At 44.8% G+C, this 16,540-nt stretch carries 25 protein-coding genes; 24 read left to right on the top strand and 1 reads right to left on the bottom strand.

The window, feature by feature from the left end; all coding sequences use genetic code 11:
• Position 1 precedes the first annotated feature (1 nt).
• The 22 genes from rplF to rpsI all read left to right on the top strand — a co-directional run bounded on the left by rplF (position 2) and on the right by rpsI (position 12,730).
• A complete protein-coding gene (gene rplF, locus CHY_RS10635) occupies positions 2 to 550 on the top strand; it encodes a 50S ribosomal protein L6 (protein WP_011345176.1) in 549 nt (182 codons plus the stop codon).
• 27 nt (positions 551 to 577) lie between these two features.
• Complete coding sequence (rplR, locus tag CHY_RS10630) at positions 578 to 946, top strand: 50S ribosomal protein L18 (protein WP_011345175.1); 369 nt, start codon at positions 578 to 580, stop codon at positions 944 to 946.
• Between the two features lie 18 nt (positions 947 to 964).
• Positions 965 to 1,468, top strand: coding sequence for a 30S ribosomal protein S5 (rpsE, locus tag CHY_RS10625; RefSeq protein WP_011345174.1), 504 nt, complete (start codon positions 965 to 967; stop codon positions 1,466 to 1,468).
• Between the two features lie 12 nt (positions 1,469 to 1,480).
• Positions 1,481 to 1,663, top strand: a complete 183-nt coding sequence (gene rpmD / locus CHY_RS10620) for a 50S ribosomal protein L30 (RefSeq protein WP_011345173.1) — start codon at positions 1,481 to 1,483, stop codon at positions 1,661 to 1,663.
• An 11-nt stretch (positions 1,664 to 1,674) separates the two neighbouring features.
• The gene (gene rplO / locus CHY_RS10615; RefSeq protein WP_011345172.1) at positions 1,675 to 2,115 is read left to right on the top strand and encodes a 50S ribosomal protein L15; all 441 of its coding nucleotides are present in this window, start codon (positions 1,675 to 1,677) and stop codon (positions 2,113 to 2,115) included.
• Positions 2,116 to 3,375, top strand: coding sequence for a preprotein translocase subunit SecY (gene secY, locus CHY_RS10610; RefSeq protein ID WP_011345171.1), 1,260 nt, complete (start codon positions 2,116 to 2,118; stop codon positions 3,373 to 3,375).
• Positions 3,376 to 3,387: 12 nt separating this feature from the next.
• On the top strand, positions 3,388 to 4,134 hold the full coding sequence (gene map / locus CHY_RS10605; protein ID WP_041537757.1) for a type I methionyl aminopeptidase: 747 nt from the start codon (positions 3,388 to 3,390) through the stop codon (positions 4,132 to 4,134).
• Between the two features lie 22 nt (positions 4,135 to 4,156).
• Positions 4,157 to 4,429: a KOW domain-containing RNA-binding protein gene (locus CHY_RS10600; RefSeq protein WP_011345169.1), complete on the top strand. Its 273-nt coding sequence runs from the start codon at positions 4,157 to 4,159 to the stop codon at positions 4,427 to 4,429.
• A gap of 16 nt (positions 4,430 to 4,445) precedes the next feature.
• Positions 4,446 to 4,664 carry a translation initiation factor IF-1 gene (gene infA, locus CHY_RS10595; RefSeq protein WP_011345168.1) on the top strand — a complete coding sequence of 73 codons (219 nt, stop codon included), beginning with the start codon at positions 4,446 to 4,448 and terminating at the stop codon, positions 4,662 to 4,664.
• A 21-nt stretch (positions 4,665 to 4,685) separates the two neighbouring features.
• Positions 4,686 to 4,799, top strand: coding sequence for a 50S ribosomal protein L36 (gene rpmJ / locus CHY_RS10590; RefSeq protein WP_011345167.1), 114 nt, complete (start codon positions 4,686 to 4,688; stop codon positions 4,797 to 4,799).
• Between the two features lie 19 nt (positions 4,800 to 4,818).
• Entirely contained in the window at positions 4,819 to 5,190 is a 372-nt protein-coding gene (gene rpsM, locus CHY_RS10585; RefSeq protein WP_011345166.1) for a 30S ribosomal protein S13, read from the top strand.
• A gap of 18 nt (positions 5,191 to 5,208) precedes the next feature.
• Positions 5,209 to 5,595: a 30S ribosomal protein S11 gene (rpsK, locus tag CHY_RS10580; RefSeq protein ID WP_028052634.1), complete on the top strand. Its 387-nt coding sequence runs from the start codon at positions 5,209 to 5,211 to the stop codon at positions 5,593 to 5,595.
• Between the two features lie 15 nt (positions 5,596 to 5,610).
• The gene (gene rpsD, locus CHY_RS10575) at positions 5,611 to 6,237 is read left to right on the top strand and encodes a 30S ribosomal protein S4 (RefSeq protein ID WP_011345164.1); all 627 of its coding nucleotides are present in this window, start codon (positions 5,611 to 5,613) and stop codon (positions 6,235 to 6,237) included.
• Positions 6,238 to 6,275: 38 nt separating this feature from the next.
• Positions 6,276 to 7,217: a DNA-directed RNA polymerase subunit alpha gene (locus CHY_RS10570; RefSeq protein WP_011345163.1), complete on the top strand. Its 942-nt coding sequence runs from the start codon at positions 6,276 to 6,278 to the stop codon at positions 7,215 to 7,217.
• Positions 7,218 to 7,230: 13 nt separating this feature from the next.
• Positions 7,231 to 7,569 carry a 50S ribosomal protein L17 gene (gene rplQ / locus CHY_RS10565; RefSeq protein ID WP_011345162.1) on the top strand — a complete coding sequence of 113 codons (339 nt, stop codon included), beginning with the start codon at positions 7,231 to 7,233 and terminating at the stop codon, positions 7,567 to 7,569.
• A 2-nt stretch (positions 7,570 to 7,571) separates the two neighbouring features.
• Positions 7,572 to 8,405 carry an energy-coupling factor transporter ATPase gene (locus tag CHY_RS10560; protein ID WP_011345161.1) on the top strand — a complete coding sequence of 278 codons (834 nt, stop codon included), beginning with the start codon at positions 7,572 to 7,574 and terminating at the stop codon, positions 8,403 to 8,405.
• The gene (locus CHY_RS10555; RefSeq protein WP_011345160.1) at positions 8,390 to 9,229 is read left to right on the top strand and encodes an ATP-binding cassette domain-containing protein; all 840 of its coding nucleotides are present in this window, start codon (positions 8,390 to 8,392) and stop codon (positions 9,227 to 9,229) included. Before CHY_RS10560 ends, CHY_RS10555 begins: the two co-directional genes overlap by 16 nt.
• On the top strand, positions 9,222 to 10,040 hold the full coding sequence (gene cbiQ, locus CHY_RS10550; RefSeq protein ID WP_011345159.1) for a cobalt ECF transporter T component CbiQ: 819 nt from the start codon (positions 9,222 to 9,224) through the stop codon (positions 10,038 to 10,040). Before CHY_RS10555 ends, cbiQ begins: the two co-directional genes overlap by 8 nt.
• Positions 10,018 to 10,758, top strand: a complete 741-nt coding sequence (gene truA, locus CHY_RS10545) for a tRNA pseudouridine(38-40) synthase TruA (protein ID WP_011345158.1) — start codon at positions 10,018 to 10,020, stop codon at positions 10,756 to 10,758. The genes cbiQ and truA overlap by 23 nt, the downstream gene beginning before the upstream one ends.
• A 14-nt stretch (positions 10,759 to 10,772) precedes the next feature.
• Positions 10,773 to 11,777 (top strand): sodium:calcium antiporter, encoded by a 1,005-nt coding sequence (locus tag CHY_RS10540; protein WP_011345157.1) that lies wholly within the window; start codon positions 10,773 to 10,775, stop codon positions 11,775 to 11,777.
• 103 nt (positions 11,778 to 11,880) lie between these two features.
• Positions 11,881 to 12,312, top strand: a complete 432-nt coding sequence (gene rplM / locus CHY_RS10535) for a 50S ribosomal protein L13 (RefSeq protein WP_011345156.1) — start codon at positions 11,881 to 11,883, stop codon at positions 12,310 to 12,312.
• Positions 12,313 to 12,337: 25 nt separating this feature from the next.
• On the top strand, positions 12,338 to 12,730 hold the full coding sequence (gene rpsI / locus CHY_RS10530) for a 30S ribosomal protein S9 (protein ID WP_011345155.1): 393 nt from the start codon (positions 12,338 to 12,340) through the stop codon (positions 12,728 to 12,730).
• Positions 12,731 to 12,889: 159 nt separating this feature from the next.
• Here the strand turns inward: rpsI and CHY_RS10525 are convergent, their stop codons facing one another.
• Positions 12,890 to 13,408, bottom strand: a complete 519-nt coding sequence (locus tag CHY_RS10525; protein WP_011345154.1) for a ferritin-like domain-containing protein — start codon at positions 13,406 to 13,408, stop codon at positions 12,890 to 12,892.
• 171 nt (positions 13,409 to 13,579) lie between these two features.
• Between CHY_RS10525 and cwlD the strand changes: the two genes are divergently transcribed.
• Both cwlD and CHY_RS10515 read left to right on the top strand, forming a co-directional pair.
• The gene (gene cwlD, locus CHY_RS10520; RefSeq protein WP_011345153.1) at positions 13,580 to 14,299 is read left to right on the top strand and encodes an N-acetylmuramoyl-L-alanine amidase CwlD; all 720 of its coding nucleotides are present in this window, start codon (positions 13,580 to 13,582) and stop codon (positions 14,297 to 14,299) included.
• A gap of 207 nt (positions 14,300 to 14,506) precedes the next feature.
• On the top strand, positions 14,507 to 16,429 hold the full coding sequence (locus CHY_RS10515; RefSeq protein ID WP_011345152.1) for an OPT family oligopeptide transporter: 1,923 nt from the start codon (positions 14,507 to 14,509) through the stop codon (positions 16,427 to 16,429).
• Positions 16,430 to 16,540: the final 111 nt, after the last annotated feature.

Here is a 16,540-nt window from a genome sequence, read left to right as displayed (position 1 = left end):
TGTGTCCCGCATAGGCAGAAAACCAATCCCGGTTCCACAAGGGGTTGAAGTAAAAGTAGAAGGAACCACGGTTACCGTAAAGGGTCCGAAAGGGAGCTTGACCCGGGAATTTCACCCGGATATGAAAATAACTTTTGATGGCTCGCAAATCCTGGTAGAAAGACCTTCCGATGAAAAAGAACATAAAGCCCTCCATGGCCTTACCCGGACTTTAATTAATAACATGATCGTTGGCGTTACCAACGGTTATCAAAAAAGCCTTGAGTTGGTTGGGGTAGGCTACCGGGCGGCAAAGCAGGGACGTAAACTGGTTTTAACGGTCGGTTATTCTCACCCGGTGGAAATGGATCCGCCCGAAGGGATTGAGATAGAAGTTCCCGCTCAAAACCAGATTATTGTCAAGGGAATTGATAAAGAACTGGTTGGTAATTTTGCAGCAACTATCCGTGCTGTCCGGGAGCCTGAACCGTACAAAGGAAAGGGAATTAAGTACACCGACGAAGTAATTCGGAGAAAGGCTGGTAAAACCGGCGGTAAAGGCAAGAAGTAAAACGTTTTTAGAAAAGGGGGGTAGTCGATGATTACCAAAACCAACCGGAATCTGGAAAGAAAACGGCGGCATTTACGGGTTCGGAAGAAAATTCATGGAACTCCGGAAAGACCGAGATTAAACGTATATAGAAGCTTAAAACACATTTATGCCCAGATTATCGATGATGTCAGCGGGCGTACCCTGGTTGCAGCTTCTACCCTCGATCCGGAATTGCGAGGGAAAATTGGCTACGGCGGCAATATTGAAGCAGCAAAAGCTGTTGGCCGGCTGATTGCTGAGCGGGCCAAAGCGAAAGGGATTGAAAAGGTCGTTTTTGACCGGGGCGGATATCTTTATCACGGACGGGTTAAAGCATTGGCGGAAGCAGCACGGGAAGGTGGCCTGCAATTTTAAAGAAAAGGAGGGATAACGATGGCAAGAATTGATGCCAGTCAACTGGAGTTGAGCGAAAAAGTTATTGCGATCAACCGTACAGCGAAGGTTGTTAAAGGTGGACGGCGTTTTTCCTTTAGCGCCTTGGTGGTAGTTGGCGATCAAAAAGGGCATGTGGGCGTGGGCCTTGGTAAAGCTCCGGAAGTTCCTGATGCTATTAGAAAAGGCATTGAAGATGCCAAGAAAAATCTGATCAAAGTTCCTATTGTTAATACTACAATTCCCCATGAAATTATTGGTGAAGCCGGTGCGGGTAAGGTGTTATTAAAGCCAGCAGCACCTGGTACCGGCGTTATTGCCGGTAGCGCAGTACGGGCAATATTGGAAATGGCAGGTGTGCGGGACATCCTAACCAAATCCTTGGGTTCCAATAATCCCCACAATATGGCCCATGCTACCATTGAAGCACTGAAGTCGTTAAAAACCGTGGAAATGGTAGCAAAACTTCGTGGAAAAACCCCGGCCGAAATCTTGAAGGGCTAGGAGGGATAACTCATGGAAAAGAAGCTGAAAATTACCCTGGTAAAAAGCGTCATTGGACAAAGTGAACGGCAGAAGGCAACGGTAAAGTCCCTGGGATTGAGAAAACTCAACCAGACCGTTATCAAAGCCGATACTCCTGAAATCCGCGGGATGATAAATAAAGTGAGCCATTTATTAAAAGTTGAGGAAATTTAGGAGGTGGGAAAATGCGGTTACATGATTTAAGGCCTGTGCCTGGTTCGCGGCAAAAACCCACCCGGAAAGGTCAGGGAATAGGTTCTGGCCTTGGAAAAACTGCGGGACGTGGACAAAAAGGACAAAAGGCACGTTCGGGCGGCGGCGTCAGACCAGGCTTTGAAGGTGGCCAGATGCCCCTTTACCGGAGATTACCCAAACGCGGCTTTCACAATAAATTTGCCAAAGAAATCATTGCCATTAACGTGGACCGCTTAAATAAATTTGAAGATGGGACAGTGGTAACTCCAGAACTCCTGCTGGAAACTGGTATAATAAAGAAAATAGGGGACGGTGTAAAGATTTTAGGCGGCGGCGAACTAAAGAAAGCGCTTACCGTTAAAGCACATGCCTTTAGTGAATCGGCAAAAGAAAAAATTACCGCTGCCGGCGGGCAAGCGGAGGTGCTGTAAATGCTTGATGCCCTCCGCAATGCCATGAAGGCTAAAGAATTAAAGAGTAGATTGCTCTTTACCTTATTGATGCTTTTGGTCTTTCGTATCGGAGCTCATATACCGGTACCGGGAATTAACCTGGCCCGCATGGAAGAATTAATCCAATCGGGTACAATTTTGGGGTTTTTTGACGTTATTTCCGGTGGTGCCTTTAAGAAATTTACCATTTTTGCCATGAGTATTACCCCGTATATTAACGCTTCGATTATTATGCAACTTTTAACGGTGGTAATACCATACCTGGAAAAGCTGGCTAAAGAAGGGGAAGAAGGTCGGCGGAAAATTACCGAGTACGTTCGGTATGGAACCGTCATCTTAGCCTTTATTCAAGGTTTCTTCATGGCAATTGGTTTAAGATCGGCCTTAAACAACCCCGGAATCTTAACATATTTATACGTTGCCCTTGCTCTTACCGCGGGAACAGCGTTTTTAATGTGGCTTGGGGAACAGATTACCGAAAAGGGCATTGGTAACGGGATATCGCTAATAATTTTTGCCGGGATTGTTTCCAGGATCCCTGGTTCCATTAAAACGATTATTGATTACGTTTCTGCCGGTACGGCAAACATTTTAAACGTTTTAATCTTAGCCGTAATTGCTGTAGCCGCAATTTACGCCGTTGTAGTGGTTAACGAAGCCCAGCGGAGAATTCCGGTGCAGTATGCAAAAAGGGTTGTCGGCCGCCGGGTTTACGGCGGGCAAAGCACTCACCTGCCCATCAAGGTTAATCAGGCAGGGGTTATTCCGATAATTTTTGCTTCTTCACTTTTGATGTTCCCGATTACTATTGCGGGATGGTTTCCCCAAAACAGTTTTGCCCAGTGGGTTTTAAAATATTTTGGCTGGGGAACTGTAATTAACACCATTTTATACGCTTTACTAATTATTGGCTTTACCTATTTTTACACTGCGATTATCATGAACCCCTTGGATATTGCCGAAAACCTTAAGAAATACGGGGGCTTTATCCCTGGAATTCGTCCTGGAAGACCAACGGCAGAATATATCGATAAGGTCATGAGCCGGGTAACCTTTGCTGGCGCAGTATTCTTGGCCTTTATTGCCATACTGCCCAATATCGTGATGGCAATAGCCCGGATTCCCAATGTAACCTTTGGTGGTACTGCTCTCCTGATTGTTGTTGGTGTGGCGCTGGATACTATGAAACAGTTAGAATCTTACCTTTTAATGAGACATTATCAAGGTTTTATTAAGTAGCTGGTGAGAAAATTGATTACCGTTAAAACAGAAAAAGAATTAAGGCTTATGCGGGAGGCGGGGCGAATTGTCGCCCTGACTCTTCAGGCCTTGGAAAAAGCGATTGAACCGGGGATAACTACCTTAGAACTTGATAAAATTGCAGAAGAAACAATTAAAAAATTAGGCGGAAAGCCAGCTTTTAAAGGCTTATATGGTTTTCCGGCAACTATCTGTGCTTCAATTAATGAAGAAGTGGTTCACGGAATCCCTGGTTTAAGAAAATTGCGGAATGGAGATATTATTAGTATTGATATTGGAGCTGTTGTGGACGGATATTATGGCGATGCTGCAAAAACCTGGCCCGTGGGGGAAGTTTCTCCCGAGGCTAAAAAGCTCATTGAAGTGACCGAAGCATCGCTTTACGCCGGGATTGAGGCAGCCGTGGTTGGCAATAGGGTTTCGGACATTTCCCATGCGGTCGAAAGCTACGTGGTTCGCCACGGGTTTTCCGTGGTGAGACAATATGCGGGACATGGAATTGGCAAAGCGCTGCATGAGGAGCCGAACGTGCCCAACTACGGTAAGCCGGGTCGTGGTGCTCGGTTGGTCCCGGGAATGACATTAGCAATCGAACCGATGGTTAACATTGGAACCTATGAGGTCTTCACCCTTCCGGACAAATGGACGGTGGTAACCCGGGACGGTAAATGGTCAGCCCATTTTGAACACACCATTGCTATTACCGAAAATGGGCCCATGATTCTAACCTTGCCGTAAAAAGGAATGGGTGGTGAAGGTCATGCATTTAGACAAAATCCGTCCCGGCCAAGTAGTGCTGTCCACAGCCGGCCGTGATTGCGGAAACTTCTACATTATCTATCGGGTTATTAATGACCGTTATGTTGAAGTGGTTGATGGTCAGCACCGTCGTATTGAAAATCCCAAAAAGAAAAACGTCCGTCATTTGAAATTTTTAAACTACCGTTTTCCAGACGAGGGTAAACTGAGCAATCCGGAGATCCGGAAATTTCTTAAATCGTTTGCCGAAAAGGGCGAAGAACTGGATGGGTGAGGAGGTTGATTGCTTAATGTCGAAAGATGATGTCATTGAAGTGGAAGGCACGGTAGTGGAGCCCCTTCCAAACGCAATGTTTCGGGTCGAGCTGGATAATGGGCATAAAGTGTTAGCCCATGTTTCCGGGAAAATACGCATGAATTTTATTCGAATCTTGCCAGGTGACCGGGTAACCGTTGAATTATCACCCTATGATTTGACCCGGGGTAGGATTATCTACCGGCACAAGTAGGGAAATAAAGGGGGTTTAAACATGAAAGTCAGACCCAGCGTTAAACCGATCTGCGAAAAATGTAAGATTATCCGCCGGAAAGGGCGAGTAAGGGTTATTTGTGAAAATCCCAAGCATAAGCAGAAGCAGGGATAATTTCTTAGGAGGTGCGGTAATGGCTCGGATTGCTGGTGTGGATCTTCCGAGAGATAAAAGGGTCGAAATTGCCTTAACTTATATTTACGGTATTGGTCGACCAACAGCTAATGTTATCTTAAAGAAGACCGGTATTAACCCCGATACTCGGGTTAAAGATTTGACCGAAGAAGAAGTGGCAAAGCTTCGGGATGAGATTGAAAAGAACTACAAGGTCGAAGGAGAATTAAGACGGGAAGTTGCGTTGAATATTAAACGGCTTATTGAAATTGGCTGCTACCGGGGTATTCGTCACCGGAAAGGCTTACCGGTTAGAGGACAGAGAACCCGAACCAACGCTCGTACCCGGAAAGGGCCCAGAAGAACCGTTGGTGTAAAACGGAAGAAGTAAGCTTAAAGGAGGGATATGATGGCTCGCCGGACAAAAGCCAGAAAAAAGGAAAAAAAGCATGTTGAGCAAGGAGTAGCCCATATCAAGTCTACTTTTAACAATACAATTGTTACCATAACCGATCCCCAGGGGAACACCCTTTCCTGGGCAAGTGCGGGAACCGTTGGCTTTGAAGGAACCAGGAAAGGCACTCCCTTTGCCGCACAGTTAGCTGCGGAAAAAGCTGCTAAAGAAGCGATGGAATTTGGCGTAAAGACTGTTGAGGTTTATGTGAAAGGACCAGGCGCAGGTCGGGAAGCGGCAATCCGCTCGTTGCAAGCTGCTGGCCTGGAAGTTAGCCTTATTAAGGACGTAACCCCGATTCCTCATAACGGGTGTCGTCCACCGAAACGTAGGAGAGTATAGGAGGTAGATAACGAAATGGCGAGATATACGGGTCCTGTTTGCAAGCTTTGCCGCAGGGAAGGAATAAAGCTTTTCCTGAAAGGAGATCGCTGCTATACCGATAAGTGTGCCATTGCCAGGAGAAATTATGCTCCCGGTCAGCACGGACACACAAGGAAAAAGCCCACCGAGTATGCCCTGCAACTGCGGGAAAAGCAGAAAGCAAAGCGAATTTACGGAGTATTGGAAGCGCAGTTCCGGCGTTATTTTGAAATGGCCGAAAGACAGCCGGGGATTACCGGTGAAAACTTGTTGGTAATTTTGGAAAGACGGCTCGATAACGTGGTTTATCGGCTCGGACTGGCTGAGTCCCGCGCTCAGGCCCGGCAGTTGGTACGGCATAATTTCTTTACGGTAAATGGACGGAAAGTTAACATACCATCCTACCTGGTCAAAGTTGGCGACGTAATTGCTTTAAAAGAAGAAAAGAAGGACTCTCCGATAGCCAAGGAAATTATGGAACGGGCCGCCAGCAAAACTTTACCGGCTTGGCTTTCCTACGATGCCAACAATGCTGTCGGTAAGGTTGAAGCACTGCCAAAACGGGAAGATATCGATATCCCCGTCGAGGAGCATCTCATTGTTGAGCTCTACTCCAGATAAGAGCTTGACGGGTATTCCCTTTAAAGGAGGGTCCCTTTGTGCTTGAAATTGAAAAACCGAAAATTGAAACCGAGGAGTTAAACGACCGTTACGGCCGTTTTGTGATTGAACCTTTGGAACGGGGGTACGGGATTACCCTCGGCAACTCAATGCGGCGGATACTTTTATCTTCCCTCCCGGGAGCTGCTGTTACTTCCATAAAGATTGAAGGGGTACTCCATGAATTTTCAACGGTTCCCGGGGTAGTGGAAGATGTAACGGAAATTATCTTAAACATTAAAAATCTTACGCTGAAGCTTCACGGGGATGAGGAACAGGTTTTGAGAATCGAAGCTGAAGGTGAGGGTGTCATTACCGCCAAAGATATAATTGCCCCACCGGAGGTAGAAATTTTAAACCCCGACCTTGTAATAGCCCATATAGCAGAGGGCGGTCGTCTTTTTATGGAAATGACTGTAGCCCGGGGTCGGGGTTATGTACCGGCGGAGCGGAATAAAAAGGGCGAGCATGTTATTGGCGTAATACCGGTAGACTCCATCTTTTCTCCAGTGCTCAAAGTGAACTTCCAGGTAGAAAATACGCGGGTTGGTCAGATTACCGATTATGATAAGCTCACCCTGGAAGTTTGGACCGATGGAAGCATTCGACCCGATGAGGCGGTAAGCCTTGCCGCTCGCATCATGGTTGAGCACCTGCAGCTTTTTGTTAACTTAAATGAACGGGCTACCGGTGTGGAAATTATGGTTGAAAAAGAAGAGGACGCCAAGGAAAAATTGGCGGAAATGCCCATTGAAGACCTGGATTTATCGGTACGCTCGTATAACTGCTTGAAACGGGCAGGAATCAATACGGTAGGCGAACTAATTCAGAAGACCGAAGCGGATATGATGAAAGTTCGCAATTTAGGGAAAAAGTCGCTTGAAGAGGTTATTTCCAAACTCAACTCCATGGGCCTTTCCTTGCGGAAAGAGGAAGAATAAGGGAGGGAAGCAGATGTACCATTATAAGCTTGGCAGAAGGAAAGACCACCGGGAAGCGATGCTAAGAAACTTGGTGACTTCCCTCTTAAAAGAGGGGAAGATAATAACCACCGAGGCCCGGGGGAAATCTGCTAAAGCGGTAGCGGAAAAGCTTATCACTTTAGCTAAAAACGACACCCTGCATAATCGCCGTCAGGCTTTAGCTTATTTATACGAAGAAAATGTCGTAAGAAAACTTTTTAAAGAAATTGGTCCAAAGTATGCCGATCGTCCGGGGGGCTATACACGGATAGTGAAAATTGGACCCCGGCGGGGCGATGGTGCAATGATGGTTTTGGTGGAGCTCCTTTAATTATGGAAACGGTCATTGTAACCAATAGCTTGAGCTATCATTATGCTGCAGAAAAGGAGAGGTATGCGTTACAAAACGTATCCCTCTCCTTTTTGCAAGGGGAACTGGTAGCCTTAGTTGGACCAAATGGCTCCGGAAAAACTACCTTTATAAAATTGTTAGCCGGGCTTTTGGAGCCTAATGAGGGTTATGTAGAAGTTTTAGGTAGAAATCCCAAAAAGCTAAAAGAGGAAGGACTCTTAGGAACCCAGATTGGTCTTGTTTTTCAAAATCCCGACAACCAGATTGTAGCGGCGGTGGTAGAAGAGGACGTGGCCTTTGGGCCGGAAAACCTGAACTTGCCGACCGGGGAAATAAAAAAGCGGGTGGAGGAAGCACTTAAGTTAACGGGGCTCTGGGAACTTCGACAGAGGGCTTCATATGCTTTATCGGGAGGACAAAAGCAAAGGCTGGCTATTGCTGGAGCCTTAGCTTTAAGGCCGCGGATTTTGCTTTTAGATGAACCCACCTCCATGCTTGATCCGGCGGGCAGGCAGGAAGTTTTAAATTTATTACTAAAGCTTAACGAAGAGGAAAAACTTACGATTATTTTTATAACCCATTACATGGAAGAAGCTTTAAGGGCAAAACGCCTAATAGCCTTTGACCGGGGAAGGGTTGCTTTTGACGGAACACCCAATAACTTCTTTAGACAAAAACCTTTAGTTCGGCAATTAGGGCTTGATATACCCCCACTTTATAAACTTCTGGAGCGGCTTTGGGCGGAGAAAATTTTCGTACCCGATACGGTGACAACCCCGGAAATGCTGGTGGAGGAAATATGCCGATTACGTTAAAGGATGTAACTTTTGTTTATAATCCCGGAACGCCAATGGAGGTTATTGCCTTAAATACCATTAACTTAAACTTTAACGAAGGAATTATAACTGGGATTATCGGGCCAACGGGTTCCGGAAAATCAACGCTTCTCATGCTTTTAAACGGTCTTTTAACCCCAACCCGGGGTAACGTGGTGGTAGACGGTCTTGTAACTTCCAAAAAAGCAAACTTAAAAACAATACGCCAGAAAGTGCAGCTTATTTTTCAGTACCCGGAACATCAGCTTTTTGCTGAAACGGTATTTGATGAACTCACTTTTGGCCCAAAAAATTTTGGAAGGGAATTAACCGAAGGGCAAGCGGCGGAACTATTAAGACAAGTAGGTTTGGATGAAACCTATTTAAAAAGGTCGCCTTTTGAATTAAGCGGTGGCGAAAAACGAAGACTGGCGATAGCTTCGGTTTTGGGTATATCACCCAAATACCTGATCTTAGATGAACCGGCGGCTGCCCTAGATCCGGTGGGGAAAGAAACCATTTACCGGCTTTTATTGTCTCTAAAAAAGCAGGGGGTTACGGTAATTATTGTTTCGCATAACATGGAAGAAGTGGCCTATCTTTGCGACCAGATTTTAGTTTTAGACCGAGGCAGGATAGCGGCTTTTGGAGAAAAAAACGAGGTATTTCATAAGCTTATGGAAAAAAATATACCCGGGTTAAGCTTACCGGTGTATGCCCAGGTCATAAAACTTTTGCAAAGCCGGGGTCATAAAGTAAAGATGACCGCTTCTTTGGAGGAAACTGTGGGGGAAATAATAAGGGTGGTGCGGGGCGATGCTTAATGTCAATACCATTGGTCAATACATTCCCGGGAATAGCTTCATCCATCGTTTAGACCCGCGCACCAAATTCTTTAGTTTGCTTGTGGCGGTTTTCCTGGTGTTTTTTTTAGACAACTTACTGTTTCTCGGGTTTTTGCTCTTCGGTGTAATATTGGTTACCTTTTTAGCAGGTATTAAACCGAAAATGTTTTGGCAGGCGCTAAAGCCTGTAGTTTTTATCTTGGTTTTGGCGTTAATTCTTCAGCTTTTTTTTACGCCGGGCGAAAAGTTAATTACCTTAGGTCCTTTGAAGATAACCCGGGAAGGATTGGTGAACAGCGGAATAGTATTTTTACGCTTGGTGGTAATGCTGCTATCGGCATATCTTCTGACCGCTACCACCTCACCGACGGAGTTAACTAATGGATTGGAAAGCCTTTTAAAACCTTTTGGCCGATTTGGTTTGCCGTATGGAGAAATTGCATTAATGCTAACCATAGCGCTCAGGTTTATACCGACGCTAACGGCGGAGGCGGAGCGGCTAATTAAAGCCCAGGAGTCCCGGGGAGCTGATTTTAACACCCGGGGGTTTTCTAACAAAGCCAAAATGATGCTTCCCCTAATTATTCCCCTATTTATTAATGCTTTTAAACGGGCCGATGAGTTAGCGGTAGCGATGGAGGCCAGAGGTTACCGCATAGGCGCCCCCCGCGGGAAATTAAAGCCGTTAAAATTTGCGGCCAAAGACTATCTTTTCCTGTTTTTAAATTTTTTACTTACCGTGCTATTTGTAATCTTAAAGCTCTGGGGTGGTTTTCCTGCCAAATTTTAAGCTAACCATTGCCTACGACGGCACTAATTTTGCAGGATTTCAAAAGCAAAAAAATACCCCGCAGACGATTCAAGGCATTTTAGAGGAAAAGCTTCATAAAATTTTAAAAGAACCGGTAAAAGTAATTGGGGCTGGGCGAACCGACGCTGGAGTTCATGCTCTGGGGCAGGTGGTAAATTTTTCGGCGCCCTGGAAAGCGCCGGTAGATAAAATTCCGGAAATTTTAAATAATACCCTTCCAACCGCAATTCGAGTTTTAGAAGCTGAAATAGTGCCGGATGACTTTCATGCACGATATTCAGCCCGAAAAAAGGAGTACAGGTATTATTTGTATTACGGTCCTCCCTCACCCTTTTATGAACGGTATGCCTGGGCTTTGCCCCAAAAACTTGACCGGGAAAAAGTAGCAAAGGCCCTGGAATATTTAATCGGTACCCATGACTTCTCCGGCTTTGGAGCAGCGGGAAGTAGCGGTAAAAACCCGATTAAAACCATGTTTGAGGCAAGTTACCGGGAGGATGGTTTTTTAGGGTATTTTACGTTTGTGGCCGATTCTTTCCTGTATAAGATGGCCAGAATTTTAACCGGTACGCTGGTGGAAATTGGCTTAAATGGCCATCCGGAAAGGGTTAGAGAAATTTTAACCACCGGAAATAAAAAGCTTGCCGGTAAAACTGCCCCAGCCCACGGTCTTTTTCTTGTGAAAGTTTTTTATTGAAAGAGGGGAAAGCCTTGACGTATCTGGGGGGCCTGTTAATTTTTAATCTTTTGCTTATTTTAGGGGGAGCATTGACTTTTACCAATGCGGTGGAATGGTTTGGCCGCCGTTTTGGTTTTAACCAGGGAGCGGTGGGAAGCATTTTTGCGGCGGTAGGGACAGCGTTGCCGGAAACAATGGTTCCGGTTATTGCTATTTTTTTCGGCAGTCAAACGGACCACAGCACTGAAATTGGTATTGGAGCGATTTTAGGTGCACCGTTTATGCTTATTACCATTGGTTTTATGGTAACCGGCACCGCTTCGGTACTTTTCAGTCGCCGGCGGACTTTCGGGAGCGAGGTTGTTTTGGAACGTGGGCTTTTTCTAAGGGATATCAAAAGTTTTCTTTTATTTTATACCCTTTCGTATTTGGCGGCTTTTGTACCCCATAGTTTTATGCAAAGATCTATTGCTTTAATATTAGTTTTTGGCTATTTAATTTATGTCTATAAAACGGTTAATGAAGATAGCGGTGAGATCGGGGAAGTGGATCCGTTAATCTTTACTCCCCAGAGGACAATTCCCAGGATTCGGGCGATACTTTTGCAGCTGATAATAAGCCTCTTGATGATTGTGGTGGGGGCTAAGTACTTTGTAGCTAATTTGACCCAATTGGCTCACTTAATAGGAATATCGCCAATGGCTTTATCTTTAGTTATTACACCCATAGCTACAGAACTTCCCGAAAAGTTCAACAGTGTAGTGTGGATGAGAAGCGGGAAAGATACTTTGGCGTTAGGAAACATTACCGGAGCGATGGTTTTTCAAAGCTCGGTTATAACCTCAATTGGGATAATCTTTACTTCGTGGCGTTTATCGACGGATGTAGTTTTAAGCGGTATATTGGCTTTTTTTGCGGCGGTCGCGGCGCTTTTTCTGGTTAATTTCCGGCGGAGATTAAGTGCCTGGACTTTAATATTTAACGGCTGTATTTATATTTTTTACTTAATTTACATTTTTAATCGAAGAATTGCTTGACAGGCCAGGGGTATTCCCATAAAATTATAATGGTATAGGTATTTGCCAGTGACGAGCCCCCATTGGCAATACCGCGATAGTTACGGCAAAAGGAGGGAACAAGGTGAGAACCACATACATGGCTAAGCCCAATGAAGTGGAAAGGAAATGGTATGTTATAGATGCTGCTGGAAAACCCCTCGGACGGGTAGCCAGTGAGGCTGCTAAGCTTTTAAGAGGTAAGCACAAACCGGAATTTACTCCTCATGTAGATACTGGTGATTTTGTTATTATCATTAATGCCGAAAAGGCTGTTTTAACCGGGAAAAAGTTAGAAAAGAAAATGTTTTACCGTCACAGCCGCTATCCAGGCGGTTTAAAAGCTATTCCCTACGGAATCTTAATGAAAACTAATCCGGTCCTGGCTTTTGAAAAAGCTGTAAAAGGGATGCTTCCTCACAACCGGCTGGGAAGAAAGCTTTTTAAGAAGCTTAAGGTATATGCCGGGGAATCACATCCGCATCAAGCTCAAAAGCCGGAAATCTGGCAATTTTAGATACGGGCGAAGGGAGGCGTTTTAGATGGCAGTAGTTAATTTCTACGGTACGGGCCGGAGAAAAGAAGCGGTCGCCCGGGTGTTTGTGGTTCCCGGCGAAGGGAACATTACCATAAATGGCAAATCCTTGGAAGAATACTTCCCGAGAAAAACCCTGCAGATTATTGTTAAACAACCCTTGGAACTCACCAATACTGTTGGGAAGTTTGATGTTAAGGCAAAAGTTCATGGTGGCGGCATTTCCGGTCAGGCAGGTGCCGTGAGACTTGGTATTGCGCGGGCCTTGGTTCAGGCTGATCCTTCGTTAAGACCGGTGCTGAAAAAAGCAGGCTTTCTTACCCGGGATCCCCGGATGGTCGAGCGGAAAAAATACGGTTTACGGAAGTCCCGGAGAAGACCTCAGTGGACCAAGAGATAAGGGGGAAAAACCAGGCAAATCTGCCTGGTTTTTTTATGTTTTTTCTTGATTGCAATTTTAAAGTTTGCCAACCAGGTTACTTAAGGGTATATAGTTAAAATGTTCATAAAATCAATAAAAATAGGTAATGGAGTTTTTCGATAAAGTAAAAGGGAAGGGTTAACCTTCCCTTAAGCTTTTTAAGGCATCCTTAAATAATTTTAAATGCAATTCCTCATCTTCAATAATTCTATAGAGAACTGGCCGGGCGTAAGGATCATCAATAATTTCTGCATGCTTCTGATAATTGACGATTGCGGTTTTTTCTGCGTGAATATCGGCTATCAGTTGTTCCCGTATATTTTGGGAATAATTAACGTAGTGTCCGCTCCAGTAAGCGAAATTATTACCAAAACTACCCCGATAGGTAGGATTTCCGCCAAAGGCGATAATCAACTTTGCGAGTATTTCAAGGTGGTGCATTTCAACTAAGGCTACCCCTTCAAAAAGTTTAGCAATTTGCGGATTTGTTTTTTCGCTTTCAAAGTGATGATACAAGTACTGGGTAATGGCGGTAAGTTCTCCGGCGGTACCTGCATAATCGTCCATTAAAATTTCAGCATACATGGTATTGGGATTTTTAACCTTCACCGGAGGATAAGGGGAGTTTAGCTGAAAGTCGTTATTTTTGTGATTCATTTTATCCCTCCTTTTTCTTGCTATAATATTTTATGGTTAAAAAGGGTTTTTGGATAAAGGAAAGACGGTTTTATAAGCTAATTGCACCGGGATAGGCGGACTTTATTGAAATTTACATTAATAATGCCCTTCGGCTTGGCATATAATTTACAAGCCGGAGGTGTATAGGTAATGATTATTTTTAAAGTATATCGCATAACTCGGCAAAAAGTTCTGGCGGTAATGGTGGGAATTATAATTTTAACGGTATTAGGTTCAGTTTTTAGAAATATTTTGTTAAATAAGGAAGTACGGGTCTTAGCGGTGGCGGTTGCCAATAGGATTATTGTCATAGATCCAGGGCATGGAGGTCAGGACCCGGGGTGTAAAGGACAACAGGGGGCGGTGGAGAAGGATATTACCCTTGATATAGCTCGCCGGGTGGCGGCTAAATTACAAATGGCAGGTGCCCAGGTTTATCTTACCCGTTCTGGTGACTATGATTTGGCTGATCCGGGGATTCGGGGGTATTCGATCCGGAAAAAACAAGACTTAGCCCGGCGCATCCAGTTTGCCGAAGAAAAACATGCGGAGGTATTAATAAGCATTCACGTTAATAGTTTTCCGGAGCGCAAGTACCGCGGTGCTCAGACTTTTTATCAGGAAGGAGATAGTGGAGGAAAAAGGTTGGCGGAGCATATTCAGGACAGCTTTAAAACAATTTTGGCAAATACCAACCGGGTGGCTAAATCCGGCGATTATTTTATAAATCGTAACTCCCAGATGGCTTCGGCAATTGCCGAGGTAGGGTTTTTATCAAATCCTGAAGAGGAACGGCTTTTGTTAGACCCCGATTACCGGGAAAAAGTAAGCTTTGCCATTTATTTAGCTGTTTTAAAGTATTTTAAATAGGGACAGTCCCTATCTTTAAACTTTAACGGTGGTTTAAGGGACTGTCCCTATTTTTATACTTTAAGAAAAGATTGACGGATGATATCGAAAGTGTATAATTTATACTGTGTACATACAAAAATTGCAGGATGGCGAGCCACGGCAGGAGTAAAAAATTAATGCTTGGTTTAAACTAACAAAAAACATTGAAAAACGGAGGTAAGAGTTGTGGAAAAGAAAGGTTTATCCCACACTGCGTACGGTGGTATTCCGGGAGACCAGTATGAGCCTTATGTTCCACCTACGACAAGGCTTCCGGAAATGACCGTTGTCTCACTTATCATGGGTATTTTACTGGCCTTATTATTTGGTGCTACCAATACTTATTTGGGACTTAAGGTTGGTATGACTGTTTCAGCCTCAATCCCCGGGGCGGTTATTGGAACGGCAATTATCCGGGGACTTTTAAGGAAGCAAAATATTTTAGAAACTAACATTATTCAGGCAATTGGTTCCGCCGGGGAAAGTATTGCCAGCGGCGTAATGTTTACTTTACCGGCATTAATTATCTGGGGGTTTAAAGACCAGTTTACTTTGGCCAAGATTGCGGTGGTGGCAACCCTTGGTACGATTCTCGGGGTTTTATTTGTGGTACCTTTAAGAAAGAACCTAACAGTGGACGAGCACGGTATCCTTCCTTATCCCGAAGGTATGGCCACCGCAGAAGTGCTGGTAGCGGGGCAGGTTGGTGGCCAATCGGCTTCCGGGATTTTATGGGGAGGTCTTATTGGCGGTATTTATAAACTGTTATCCGGTGCTTTTGGCCTTTTTAAAGAAGAAATCGAATGGAATATTCCGGGATTTAAAAACGGAGTTTTTGGCTTCGATATTTTAGCCTCTCTAATGGGTGTTGGCTTTATTGTAGGTTTAGAAATTGGTCTTTACATGTTTGCAGGGGGATTACTGGCCTGGTTTGTTTTAATTCCGCTTATTTCTTACTTTGGAGCCGGTGTACCTAACCCCATTTTCCCGAGTACCGTACCCATTGCCCAAATGGATGCCTGGGCCATTTGGTCCAAGTATATCCGCTATATCGGTGCCGGTGCGGTGGCTGCGGGAGGTTTTATCAGCCTTGGCCGGTCCCTTCCCATGATTATTAACTCTTTTAAAGCTGCTATGGGAGGATTGGCAAAAGGCCAAAGTGGTGAGCAAAAGCGGACCAACCAAGATATTAGCGTAGTGGCTATTTTCTTCGGGGTTTTAGGGGTCTTCATCACAGCTCTTATAGTTCCCCAGATGAAAGTTACCTGGATGGGTGCCCTTTCCATTGTGCTCTTTGGCTTTTTCTTTGCAGCAGTTTCGGCGCGGATTGCCGGTTTGGTTGGGGTATCTAACTTGCCTGTTTCCGGCATGACCATTGCAGCCCTTCTGGCCAGTACCCTCTTATTAAAGGCAATTGGTGTAGTGGGAACAAAGGGTATGATTGCGGCGATTACCACCGGTGCAACAATTTGCGTAGCTATTTCTATTGCCGGAAGCTTGGCTCAGAACTTAAAAACAGGATACATTATTGGCGCTACTCCCAAATACGTCCAGATTGGCGTCTTAATTGGTGGTATTGCCAGCACTATCGTTGTTGGCTGGGTAATCTTAATGTTGAACCAGGCTTACGGCCTTGGGACCGATAAAATACCCGCACCTCAGGCAACCCTCATGTCGATGGTGGTGAAAGGTGTCATGACCGGAACCCTTCCCTGGGCACTGGTTTTGTCGGGAGTAGTGATTGGAATCATTTTAGCGGTATTAAAGCTCCCTATTTTACCGGTAGCTATTGGTCTCTACTTGCCGTTACACCTTAGCACCGGGGTTCTGGCAGGTGGGGTTATCCGCTGGTTTATTGATCGGGCTTTCTCCGGAGAAACTTTAAAAGAAAAAGTGGAAAAAGGCATCTTATTTTCTTCCGGTTTAATAGCTGGCGATGCGCTGATGGGAATAGTCATTGCCTTTTTAGCCTATAAAGGCCTTTCGGAAAAAGTTGCCATCTTTTCTAAGCTAACAATAGCAGGTAACCCCTGGTGGGGCCTGGCCATGTTTGTGGTCTTGGGGTTAATTTTATATCGCTACGTTGCAAGCAATAAAAAAGAAGCATAAGGAAAGTTCAGGGAGGCTGTCGCAATAGACAGCCTTCTTTATTTTATTTTTGGCTAAAATTACATATAATAAAATTTAAGAAAACCTTCCATGGAGTGGTGATATGCCGAA

The sequence above is a fragment of the Carboxydothermus hydrogenoformans Z-2901 genome (assembly GCF_000012865.1).
GTDB classification, from domain to species: Bacteria; Bacillota; Z-2901; order Carboxydothermales; family Carboxydothermaceae; genus Carboxydothermus; species Carboxydothermus hydrogenoformans.
Note: the sequence above shows the minus strand (reverse complement) of the source record. Positions and strands in the feature narration are given on the sequence as shown.

Coding starts and splice junctions, on each gene's coding strand:
- CHY_RS10555 (WP_011345160.1), top strand. CDS start 8,390: ATGCCGATTACGTTAAAGGATGTAACTTTTGTTTATAATCCCGGAACG.
- rplQ (WP_011345162.1), top strand. CDS start 7,231: ATGTACCATTATAAGCTTGGCAGAAGGAAAGACCACCGGGAAGCGATG.
- rpsM (WP_011345166.1), top strand. CDS start 4,819: ATGGCTCGGATTGCTGGTGTGGATCTTCCGAGAGATAAAAGGGTCGAA.
- rpsI (WP_011345155.1), top strand. CDS start 12,338: ATGGCAGTAGTTAATTTCTACGGTACGGGCCGGAGAAAAGAAGCGGTC.
- cwlD (WP_011345153.1), top strand. CDS start 13,580: ATGATTATTTTTAAAGTATATCGCATAACTCGGCAAAAAGTTCTGGCG.
- infA (WP_011345168.1), top strand. CDS start 4,446: ATGTCGAAAGATGATGTCATTGAAGTGGAAGGCACGGTAGTGGAGCCC.
- rpmD (WP_011345173.1), top strand. CDS start 1,481: ATGGAAAAGAAGCTGAAAATTACCCTGGTAAAAAGCGTCATTGGACAA.
- cbiQ (WP_011345159.1), top strand. CDS start 9,222: ATGCTTAATGTCAATACCATTGGTCAATACATTCCCGGGAATAGCTTC.
- CHY_RS10560 (WP_011345161.1), top strand. CDS start 7,572: ATGGAAACGGTCATTGTAACCAATAGCTTGAGCTATCATTATGCTGCA.
- rplR (WP_011345175.1), top strand. CDS start 578: ATGATTACCAAAACCAACCGGAATCTGGAAAGAAAACGGCGGCATTTA.
- CHY_RS10525 (WP_011345154.1), bottom strand. CDS start 13,408: ATGAATCACAAAAATAACGACTTTCAGCTAAACTCCCCTTATCCTCCG.
- rplO (WP_011345172.1), top strand. CDS start 1,675: ATGCGGTTACATGATTTAAGGCCTGTGCCTGGTTCGCGGCAAAAACCC.
- secY (WP_011345171.1), top strand. CDS start 2,116: ATGCTTGATGCCCTCCGCAATGCCATGAAGGCTAAAGAATTAAAGAGT.
- CHY_RS10600 (WP_011345169.1), top strand. CDS start 4,157: ATGCATTTAGACAAAATCCGTCCCGGCCAAGTAGTGCTGTCCACAGCC.
- rpsK (WP_028052634.1), top strand. CDS start 5,209: ATGGCTCGCCGGACAAAAGCCAGAAAAAAGGAAAAAAAGCATGTTGAG.
- rpsD (WP_011345164.1), top strand. CDS start 5,611: ATGGCGAGATATACGGGTCCTGTTTGCAAGCTTTGCCGCAGGGAAGGA.
- rpmJ (WP_011345167.1), top strand. CDS start 4,686: ATGAAAGTCAGACCCAGCGTTAAACCGATCTGCGAAAAATGTAAGATT.
- rpsE (WP_011345174.1), top strand. CDS start 965: ATGGCAAGAATTGATGCCAGTCAACTGGAGTTGAGCGAAAAAGTTATT.